This window comes from Mycobacterium sp. IDUB_3 (assembly GCF_055419585.1).
This window is the reverse complement of record NZ_JBVAXZ010000001.1, coordinates 2,800,186-2,809,969: the sequence shown is the minus strand read 5'-3', so window position 1 is coordinate 2,809,969 and position 9,784 is coordinate 2,800,186. Positions and strand designations below refer to the sequence as shown.

The following is a 9,784-nucleotide window of genomic DNA, read 5'->3' as shown; positions in this document are numbered from 1 at the left end:
CCCGGCTTCGCTGCGCTTGCGATCGCACTAGGTCGCATGGCGACCCGCCGCGCCCGGCTTCGCCGCGCTTGCGATCGCACTAGGTCGCATGGCGACCCGCCGCGCCCGGCTTCGCCGCGCTTGCGATCGCCATTAGGGTGAGGACATGGCCCTGCGCAAAGTGTTTCTGGAATGGCCGGTCCTGCGCCAGTTGCGGTCGACAGACAAGCTCGGCCGCGGCTCGGCGGTGACGTCCAAACACACCCGCGCGATCACGCCGCGCACCACCACCGCCGACCGGGTCGTGCAGAGCGTGTGCCCGTACTGCGCCGTGGGCTGTGGGCAGCGGGTGTACGTCAAGGACGAGCGGGTCGTGCAGATCGAGGGCGACCCCGATTCGCCGATCTCGCGAGGACGGTTGTGCCCCAAGGGTTCTGCCAGCGAGCAGCTGGTGAATTCGCCCGGCCGGCAACTGCAGGTGCTCTACCGGCCGCCCCGGGCGACCGAATGGCAACCGCTGGAGCTGGACACCGCGATCGACATGATCGCCGACCGCTTCGTGGAATCACGCCGGAACAGTTGGCAGGACATCGACAAGAAGGGCAACCTGCTGCGCCGCACCATGGGTATCGCCGCACTCGGCGGTGCGACGCTGGACAACGAAGAGAACTACCTCATCAAGAAACTCTTCACCGCCGCGGGCGCGATTCAGATCGAGAACCAAGCTCGTATTTGACACAGCGCAACGGTTCCCGGTCTGGGAGCCTCCTTCGGGCGCGGCGGCGCCACCCAATCACTGCAAGACATGGCCAATGCGGACTGCATCGTCATCCAGGGCTCCAACATGGCCGAGTGCCACCCGGTCGGATTCCAGTGGGTGGAAGAGGCCAGGGCCCGCGGCGCGCGGGTGATCCATGTCGACCCGCGCTTCACCCGCACCTCGGCGGTCTCCGACCGGCACATCCCGATCCGCGCCGGCTCGGACGTGGTGTTGCTCGGCGCGTTGATCAACCACATCCTGTCAGGCGACCTGTGGTTCAAGGAGTACGTGGTCGCGTACACCAACGCCGCCACCCTGATCAACGAAAACTTCAGGGACACCGAGGATCTTGGTGGTCTGTTCTCCGGCTTCGATCCCGAAACCGGGCAGTACGACACGTCGAGCTGGGCTTATGCAGAACCGGAGGAGGACACCGAGTCGCCCGCCACCGGCCACCCGCACGGCGCCACCGCGTCGCAGAGCGCGGCGGGTGACGAGCACGGCAGCGGCGGCCCACCGCTGCCGCACGCCCTGGTGCAACGCGACGAAACCCTGCAGCACCCGCGGACGGTCTTCCAGATCCTCAAGCGCCACTACGCCCGCTACACCCCGGAGATGGTCAAGGACGTCTGCGGTATCAGCCGCGAGGACTTCGACTACCTGGCCCAATCCATCGTGGAGAACTCCGGGCGCGAGCGCACCACCTGCTTCGCCTACGCCGTCGGCTGGACCCAGCACACCCTCGGCGCCCAATTCATCCGCACCGCAACGATTTTGCAACTGCTGACGGGCAACGTGGGCAGACCCGGCAGTGGGATCATGGCGCTGCGCGGACACGCCACCATCCAGGGCTCCACCGACATCCCCACGCTGTTCAACCTGCTGCCCGGGTACCTGCCGATGCCGAAGGCGGGCATGCACGACACCTTTGCCGACTACCTCGACGCGGTGGGATCCAAGAAGCAGAAGGGCTTCTGGGCCAACGCCGATGCCTATACCGTCAGCCTGCTCAAGGCGTGGTGGGGGGATGCGGCCACCGCGGACAACGACTGGGCCTACGACTACCTGCCGCGGCTGTCCGGTCCGCACGGCACCTATCAGACCGTGATGGGGATGCTGGACGACGAGGTCGAGGGCTACTTCCTGCTCGGGCAGAATCCCGCGGTGGGTTCGGCCCACGGACGCCTGCAGCGCCTGGGCATGTCGCATCTCAAGTGGCTGGTGGTCCGCGACCTCAACCTCATCGAATCGGCCACCTGGTGGAAGGACGGGCCGGAGATCGCGTCGGGCGAACTCAAGACGTCCGACATCGAGACCGAGGTGTTCTTCCTGCCCGCCGCAACGCACGTGGAGAAGGCGGGATCGTTCACCCAGACCCAGCGACTGCTGCAGTGGCGGCACAAGGCCGTCGAGCCGCCGGGCCAGTGCCAGAGCGAACTGCAGTTCTTTTACGAACTCGGCAACCGGATCCGGCAACGGCTGGCCGGCTCGACCGACGAGCGGGACCGGCCGCTGTTGGACCTGACATGGGACTACCCCACCGACGAGCACGGCGAGCCCGACGGGGAGGCGGTGCTGGCCGAGGTCAACGGGTATCGGGTCGGCGAACGCGAGCCGCTTTCGTCCTACACCGAGCTGCGTGCCGACGGGTCGACCGCCGCCGGCTGCTGGATCTACACCGGGGTGTACGCGAACGCCACCAACCAGGCCGCCCGCCGGGTGCCGCACGGCGGTGACTCGCCGAGCCAATCCGAGTGGGGCTGGGCGTGGCCGGCCGACCGGCGCGTGCTCTACAACCGCGCGTCGGCGGACCCCGAGGGCAGGCCGTGGAGCGAACGCAAGCGGTACGTCTGGTGGGACCCGGACGAAAAGCGCTGGGTCGGTTACGACGTGCCGGACTTCGTCGCCGACCGGGCGCCCGGCAGCCGGCCCGACCCTGAGCTGGGTGGTCCCGACGCGCTGGCCGGGGACGACCCGTTCATCATGCAGGCCGACGGCAAGGGCTGGCTGTTCGCGCCGAAGGGCGTGGTCGACGGACCGCTGCCCACGCATTACGAGCCGCAGGAGTCACCGGTCACCAATGCGCTCTACCCGCAGCAGCGCAATCCGGCGCGAATCGTGTTCCCGCGCAAGGACAATCTGAGCGCACCGAGCGCGGGTGACCCGGGCGCCGAGGTCTACCCCTACGTCTTCACGACCTATCGGCTCACCGAACACCACACCGCCGGCGGCATGAGCCGGTGGCTGCCGTACCTGTCGGAGCTGCAACCGGAGATGTTCTGCGAGGTGTCCCCGGAACTGGCCGCCGAACGCGGCCTCGAGCCCTACGGGTGGGCCACCATCGTCTCGCCGCGCGCCGCGATCGAAGCACGGGTGCTGGTCACCAGGCGGGTGAGCCCGCTGATCATCAACGGCCACACCGTGCATCAGATCGGGTTGCCGTACCACTGGGGCGTGGGCGGGGACGCGGTGGTCAGCGGCGACGCGGCCAACGACCTGCTCGGCATTACGCTCGATCCCAACGTGCAGATCCAGGAGTCCAAGGCCGGCTCGTGCGACATACGCCCGGGCCGCCGTCCGCAGGGCGAGGAGCTGCTGCGCCTCGTTGCCGAGTACCAGTCCCGTTCGGGCGTCACCACCGAGACCGACAATGTGCGGGTCGACGATGCGGTGTGGGACATCGTCGGACAGCAGGACACGAGGAGGGGCGATGGGTCAGCTGACCGGTCCGACTGATCCGGCCGCGGCCGATGGGTGGGCGGATGCCAAGCCGCGCAAGGGTTTCTTCACCGACACCTCGATCTGCATCGGCTGCAAGGCCTGCGAGGTCGCCTGCAAGGAGTGGAATCGCAACCCGCGCGACGGTGACCTCGAGCTGCTGGGGTCGTCGTACGACAACACCGGCGCGCTGGGCGCCAGCACCTGGCGGCACGTCGCCTTCATCGAGCAGGGCCGTGACCGCATCGAAGAGGCCCGCGAATCCGGTCGCGCGCTGATCAACCTCGGCATGCCCGCCATTCCCGGCGTCGCGAAACACGAAGAACCGGAGCCTGTTTCGCAGCCGCTGCACACCCCGGAGTTCCGCTGGCTGATGTCGTCGGACGTGTGCAAGCACTGCACGCACGCCGGCTGCCTGGACGTCTGCCCGACGGGCGCGTTGTTCCGTACCGAATTCGGCACCGTGGTGGTCCAGCACGACGTGTGCAACGGCTGCGGAACCTGCGTGGCGGGATGCCCATTCGGTGTGGTCGAACGGCGCAGCGACGGCACCTACGCGACGCCGGCGGAGCGCCCGGGCCGGCCGAAAGAGGAATTCGTCACCGGCGTCGCCCAGAAGTGCACGCTCTGCTACGACCGCCTGATCGAGGACCAGGTACCCGCGTGCGCCAAGACCTGCCCGACGACGTCGATCAAGTTCGGCAATCACGACGAGCTGGTGACCCAGGCGCGCGAGCGCGTCGCGCAGCTGCACGCCGAAGGCCGCACCGAGGCAAGGCTTTACGGCGCCAACGAGAACGACGGCGTCGGTGGGACCGGGTCGGTGTTCCTGCTGCTCGACGAACCGGAGGTGTACGGGCTGCCGCCCGATCCGCGGGTGTGCACGGCCGACCTGAAGACCATGTTCAAGCGGGCGAGCATGGCCGCCGCCGGCATGGTCGGTGCGGCCGCGTGGGCATTCTGGAGCAGCCGGTGAGCACCTCGGAATTCGACAGCTTCCGCCCGCCGGAACCACAGGGCGGCAGGCGCCGCAAGGGCAGGCGCGCGGGCCGTCGCGGTGGCGGCGATGGGTCACGCGAGATGCCGATGGTCCCCGAGGCCGAATTCACCTCGTATTACGGGCGTCCGGTGGTCAAGCCGGCGCCATGGGGCCACGAGGTGGCAGCATACCTGTTCCTGGGCGGCGTCGCCGGCGGATCCGGCCTGCTGGCGGCAGGCGCCCAGCTCACCGGGCGAAACACGTTGCGCCGCAACACCAGACTGTCCGCCCTGATCGCGGTGTCACTGGGGGCCGTCGCCCTGGTGAAGGATCTGGGCCGCCCCGAGCGTTTCGTCAACATGCTGCGAACGGTCAAGCTGACCTCACCGATGAGCATCGGCTCGTGGATCCTCAGCTTCTTTTCCGCCGGCATCGGCGTCGCCGCGGCCTCAGAGGTGGACCGGATGACCGGCGAGCGAATCCCGTTGGGACCGTTGCGGCCCGTCCTGCGCGCGGTCGAGGGGCCGGCCGGACTGGAAGCCGCCGTCTTCGCGGCACCGCTGGCCGTCTACACCGCGGTGCTGCTCACCGACACCGCGACCCCGACGTGGAACGCCGCGTATCGAGACCTGCCGTTCGTGTTCGTCAGCTCGGCGAGCCTGGCCGCGTCGGGATTGGCGATGATCACCACCGGAGTCGCCGAGGCGGGGCCCGCCCGCAAGCTCGCCGTCGTCGGCGCGGTCGGCGACCTGATCTCCGCCAGGTTCACCGAGTACCGGATGGACCCGGTGACCCGGGAACCGCTGCACCACGGCACACCCGGCCGGTTGCTGTCGGCCAGCGAATGGCTCGCCGCCGCAGGGGGTTTGGGCGCGCTGCTGGGCGGACGGCACCGTGGGGTCGCCGCCCTGTCCGGCCTGGCGTTGCTGACGGCGTCGGCGTTGCTGCGGTCCGGTTTCTTCGAGGCGGGCAAGGAATCGGCCGGCGACCCGCGCTACACGATCGAGCCGCAGAAGCGCCGGCTCGCCGCCCGCCGGGCGGCCGGCGTCACCGGGGACTCCATCACCACCGCGGACTGAACGCCGGGGGTCGTTTGCGCTCGGGGCAGCCGGGTACCCGTCACGTATGACGAATTTTGGCTACACTTTGATGACCGAGCAGAGTGGACCCAAAGACCTTGTCCAGTATGCGGTTTCGGCTGAAGAGCGCGGCTTCGACTTTCACGTCTGCAGCGATCACTTCTCGCCGTGGCTCACTTCGCAGGGACACGCGCCGAACGCCTGGGCGGTGTTGGGCGCGGTGGCGCAGGCCACCGCACGGGTCGACCTCTACACCTACGTGACGTGCCCGACGATGCGGTATCACCCCGCAATCGTCGCGCAGCAGGCGGCCACCGTGCAGATCCTGTCCGACGGCCGGTTCACGCTGGGCCTGGGCAGCGGTGAAAACCTGAACGAACACGTCGTCGGCGAAGGCTGGCCCACCGTGACGCGCCGGCAGGACATGCTGCGCGAGGCCATCAAAATCATCCGCGAGCTGTTCGGCGGGCAGTTGGTGGACTTCACCGGCGACTATTTCCAGGTCGATTCGGCGCGGCTGTGGGACGTACCGGACGTTCCGGTCGGCATCGGGGTGGCCGTCGGCGGCACCAGGGCCGTCGACAAGTTCGCCAAGTTGGCCGACCACTTGATCGCCACCGAACCCCAGAAAGAGCTCGTCGACGCCTGGCACGGCGTCCGTCAGGCGGCAAATCTCGCCGGTGGCGGGCGCGTGATCGGCCAGATACCGGTGTCCTGGGATCCCGACCGGGACACCGCCGTCAAACGCGCGCACGATCAGTTCCGCTGGTTTGCCGGCGGCTGGAAGGTCAACGCCGACCTGCCGACGCCGGCCGGCTTCGCCGGCGCGACCCAGTACGTGCGTCCCGAAGACGTCGCCGAGACCATTCCCTGCGGTCCTGACCTCGACGCGATCGTTGAGGGCGTGCGACCCTACTGGGAAGCCGGGTTCACCGACATCGCCCTCGTGCAGATCGGCGGCGAAACCCAGGAACGGTTCCTCCAAGAAGCTGCCGAGCCTTTGCTGGCGGCGCTGCGCGACGCAGCAAACTGATTGCAGGTTTGACCGCTGCGCACCCGGGTATCCGCCTCGCAGTCGTGCGCAGCCAGCCAACGCGCGTCGGACGCCGGTAGAGCTGGGACGTGAACGGGCGTTCCGGCGTGCGTTGGTCCCAGCACGCTGCTGTCGCACAGCCGGCTTGCAGGCGTCCGCATTCCGGCAAAGCAGGGGAGTGAATTTGTGAGCGATGAAACCGGTGACACCACAACGACACTCGTCAAGGCGCTCAGCGGCGCCAGTTTCGGCCTGGGTGTGAGCGAACTGGTGGCCCCGGGGAAAGTCGCTGCCATTGCCGGCGTGGACGACACCGGCCGGTCGCGGCGGGTGATCCGCGCGCTCGGGGTGCGTGAATGCGGCCATGGCGCGGCGTTGCTGCGTGGGCCCGCCAAGCTGGTGTGGACTCGCGTGGCCGGTGACGTCCTGGACATGGCGCTGTTGATCGCGGGTGTCGTCGCCCGCGGCCCCGGGCGACGGCGCCAGGGCGCCATTTCGGCCGTGGCGCTTTCTGGCATCGCCGGACTCGACCTCTACACGGCGTTGCGAGCCACCGGGGCTCGACGCGGCGCCCCACAGTTACGACTTCTTTGATCCGACAAGCGATCGAGAAAGGGAAGCGGCGATGTCAAATGAGTTGCAGGGCAAGACGATAGCGATTCTTGCGGCTGACGGCGTGGAAAAGGTGGAGCTGGAGCAGCCGCGTGCGGCGCTGCAGGATGCCGGCGCCTGGGTGCAGCTGGTGTCTCTGAAGGACGACGAAATCCAGGCGCGCAACCACGATCTCGAACCGGCCGGAACCTTTCCCGTCGACCGGAAGGTGTCCGAGGCTTCGGTGGACGAATACGACGGCCTGGTGCTGCCGGGCGGCACCGTGAACCCCGACAAGCTGCGGATGGACAGCTCCGCCGTGTCCTTTGTCCGGGATTTCGTCAGGTCGGGCAAGCCGGTGGCCGCCATCTGTCACGGTCCCTGGACGCTGGTGGAAGCCGGTGTGGCAGTGGGCCGCACGCTGACGTCGTATCCCAGTATTCGCACCGATCTGCGCAACGCCGGCGCACGCGTCGTCGACGAGGAGGTCGTCGTCGACGGCAATTTGATCTCGAGCCGCTCACCGTCGGACCTTCCGGCGTTCTGCGCGGCCATCCTCAAGCAGTTCGCCCATGCGGCGGCGGGTTAGCCGCCAAGACTTTCCGGCTGGTCCGTTTGAATTCGCCGGTTTGCGGGCATTATCTGCCAAGCCGTGATGAGCGGCAATCCTTGTAGGGTTCTCGAAAGGCCAGCAGTGACAACCACGTATCCCGAGCCCGCTGTCTCGACCGTTCCGAGCGTGTATCGGCCGCAAGAGGACTCCCGATTGCTGGTGGATGTGATGCATGACACCGGCCTGATCCCGGGGCGGCGGGTCCTCGATCTCTGCACCGGCAGCGGTTTTGTCGCGATTGCGGCCGCCGCGATGGGATGCGCCGGCGCGACGGCTTTCGACATCTGCCCGCAGGCGGTGCGGTGCGCCCGGGAAAACGCGGCGGTGGCCGGAGTCGAGGTCGACGTGCGCGAAGGATCGTGGATCGCGGCGGTGGAATGCGCGCCGTTCGACGTGGTCGTGTCGAACCCGCCTTACGTGCCCACGCCGCCCGGTGCGGAGATGGACGAGATCTGCCCGACCGCGGGGCCGTCCTGGGCGTGGAACGCCGGTGTGGACGGACGGATGATCCTCGACCCGCTGTGCGAATCGGCGCCAAAGCTCCTGCGCGACGGCGGATCCCTGCTGCTGGTGCATTCCGCGCTCGCCGGTGTCCAGCAGTCGCTGGATTCGCTGAAGTGGGCCGGCATGGATGCGAAAGTGATTGCCTCGAAATGGATACCGTTCGGTCCGGTGATGTCTTCCCGGGCAGAGTGGCTGGAGGAGGTCGGCCTGATCCCGCGCGGGCGGCGCGAGGAGGAGCTGATCGTGATCCGCGCGGAGAAGCGATGACCACCACCAGGGTGCAGGTGGTGCCCAACGGGCCCGTGCTGGTGTCGGGCCCGGTGCGGATCGAGATGCCCGGCGGCGAGGTCGTCGAGTCCGACCGCTTCATGGTGGCCATCTGCACCTGCCGCCGCAGCGACCGCTACCCGCTGTGCGACACCAGCCATCGCCGGTGCCGACGCATCAAGACGTCGGCAGGCCCGTCTGCTCCAGCGGCCTCCGCAGCGACGTCTGATTCTGCCCCCACGACGTCATAATCCGTTCCGCCAAGCGGTCTTCGACGGCGGCGTGGGCCCGGATGCCGAAAATGACGTCGTGCTCGAGCCGCGGGTCCTGGGCGATCAGATCACCCACCACCTCGTTGCGCACGACGTGTTCGTGCACGGCATCGGCCTCGACGTGCTCGCTGTAGAACTCGATGCAGTCCGCCGGTGCCTGCAGGCGCCGCAAGGCCTTCACCATGCGCTGCGATCCCGGCGGTGAGGTGATCTCGGTGGAGGCGAAGTGTCCGATCGCCGCGCCGCGCAACGAGCGGTGCAGACCGAACAGCGACATGAGGTTGACCACAGCGAGGGACTCGGCGGGCACCGTGTCGACGTAGCCCCAATACGTCGCGTCCAGACCGGCCGCGGTCAGCAGATCGGCGAACAGCTGCTGGTGCAGCCGCGGACCCCGTCCGGCGCCGTATTCGTCGAATTCGATTGCCACAAATGCCGCTTTGGCCACGCCCGTCAGGCGCGGGATGGCGAAGGCGTGCGGATCGCCCTCTTTGAGGTGGTACAGGGAGCGGTGTACGAAGTATTCGCGCATCTGCTGCCACGTTCCGGTGTCGCGCAGGTAGTACGACGGGCCGGTGCCGTCGACCGGTTCCACCGTGAGCGCTTCCATCTCGGCCGCCGCCGTCTGATCGGGATCGATGTGCCCGACGTCCCGGTGCACGCCGGCCAGGAACACCCGTTCCAGTTCCGCGCGCAACCCCAGCAACGCTGGATTCCATTCCCAGGCCGGATCGACGCCGGCCAGACCGCGGTAGTGCAGCTCGTAGCACATCGACAGGGCCAGTTGCAGATCAAGGCCGTACGGGTCGGAATCGCGCACGGAGGCGCCGATGCGGGTCAGGTGGTGATCGACCGACGGTGGACCGGCCAGCGCGCACCGTACGGCTGTTGACAACGGCCCGTGCGCCGCAGGCAGGACGGGTTCGGTCAGGGTCGATGCGTGGGTCACGCCGATGTCTACCCGCTGCGCGGGGTGGGCAAACGGCAGG

At 68.2% G+C, this 9,784-nt stretch carries 9 protein-coding genes; 8 read left to right on the top strand and 1 reads right to left on the bottom strand.

Annotated elements, in window-relative coordinates:
• Positions 1–145: 145 nt before the first annotated feature.
• From fdh to ACZYVJ_RS12780, 8 genes are all read left to right on the top strand, one after another.
• A complete protein-coding gene (gene fdh / locus ACZYVJ_RS12815) occupies positions 146–3,475 on the top strand; it encodes a formate dehydrogenase (protein WP_463831328.1) in 3,330 nt (1,109 codons plus the stop codon).
• Positions 3,450–4,433: a 4Fe-4S dicluster domain-containing protein gene (locus tag ACZYVJ_RS12810; protein WP_463831327.1), complete on the top strand. Its 984-nt coding sequence runs from the start codon at positions 3,450–3,452 to the stop codon at positions 4,431–4,433. Before fdh ends, ACZYVJ_RS12810 begins: the two co-directional genes overlap by 26 nt.
• Positions 4,430–5,515: an NrfD/PsrC family molybdoenzyme membrane anchor subunit gene (gene nrfD, locus ACZYVJ_RS12805; protein ID WP_463831326.1), complete on the top strand. Its 1,086-nt coding sequence runs from the start codon at positions 4,430–4,432 to the stop codon at positions 5,513–5,515. The genes ACZYVJ_RS12810 and nrfD overlap by 4 nt, the downstream gene beginning before the upstream one ends.
• Positions 5,516–5,561: 46 nt before the next feature.
• Entirely contained in the window at positions 5,562–6,548 is a 987-nt protein-coding gene (locus tag ACZYVJ_RS12800) for an LLM class F420-dependent oxidoreductase (protein ID WP_463831325.1), read from the top strand.
• Between the two features lie 186 nt (positions 6,549–6,734).
• On the top strand, positions 6,735–7,142 hold the full coding sequence (locus ACZYVJ_RS12795; protein WP_463831324.1) for a malate dehydrogenase: 408 nt from the start codon (positions 6,735–6,737) through the stop codon (positions 7,140–7,142).
• 31 nt (positions 7,143–7,173) lie between these two features.
• A complete protein-coding gene (locus ACZYVJ_RS12790; RefSeq protein ID WP_463831323.1) occupies positions 7,174–7,728 on the top strand; it encodes a type 1 glutamine amidotransferase domain-containing protein in 555 nt (184 codons plus the stop codon).
• 105 nt (positions 7,729–7,833) lie between these two features.
• Positions 7,834–8,523 carry a HemK2/MTQ2 family protein methyltransferase gene (locus tag ACZYVJ_RS12785; RefSeq protein ID WP_463832971.1) on the top strand — a complete coding sequence of 230 codons (690 nt, stop codon included), beginning with the start codon at positions 7,834–7,836 and terminating at the stop codon, positions 8,521–8,523.
• Positions 8,520–8,774: a CDGSH iron-sulfur domain-containing protein gene (locus tag ACZYVJ_RS12780; RefSeq protein ID WP_463831322.1), complete on the top strand. Its 255-nt coding sequence runs from the start codon at positions 8,520–8,522 to the stop codon at positions 8,772–8,774. The genes ACZYVJ_RS12785 and ACZYVJ_RS12780 overlap by 4 nt, the downstream gene beginning before the upstream one ends.
• On the opposite strand, the gene ACZYVJ_RS12775 is transcribed toward ACZYVJ_RS12780, so the two are convergent.
• Positions 8,701–9,744 carry an iron-containing redox enzyme family protein gene (locus ACZYVJ_RS12775; protein ID WP_463831321.1) on the bottom strand — a complete coding sequence of 348 codons (1,044 nt, stop codon included), beginning with the start codon at positions 9,742–9,744 and terminating at the stop codon, positions 8,701–8,703. The genes ACZYVJ_RS12780 and ACZYVJ_RS12775 overlap by 74 nt on opposite strands.
• Between the last annotated feature and the right edge of the window lie 40 nt (positions 9,745–9,784).

Coding starts and splice junctions, on each gene's coding strand:
- ACZYVJ_RS12790 (WP_463831323.1), top strand. CDS start 7,174: ATGTCAAATGAGTTGCAGGGCAAGACGATAGCGATTCTTGCGGCTGAC.
- ACZYVJ_RS12780 (WP_463831322.1), top strand. CDS start 8,520: ATGACCACCACCAGGGTGCAGGTGGTGCCCAACGGGCCCGTGCTGGTG.
- ACZYVJ_RS12800 (WP_463831325.1), top strand. CDS start 5,562: ATGACGAATTTTGGCTACACTTTGATGACCGAGCAGAGTGGACCCAAA.
- ACZYVJ_RS12810 (WP_463831327.1), top strand. CDS start 3,450: ATGGGTCAGCTGACCGGTCCGACTGATCCGGCCGCGGCCGATGGGTGG.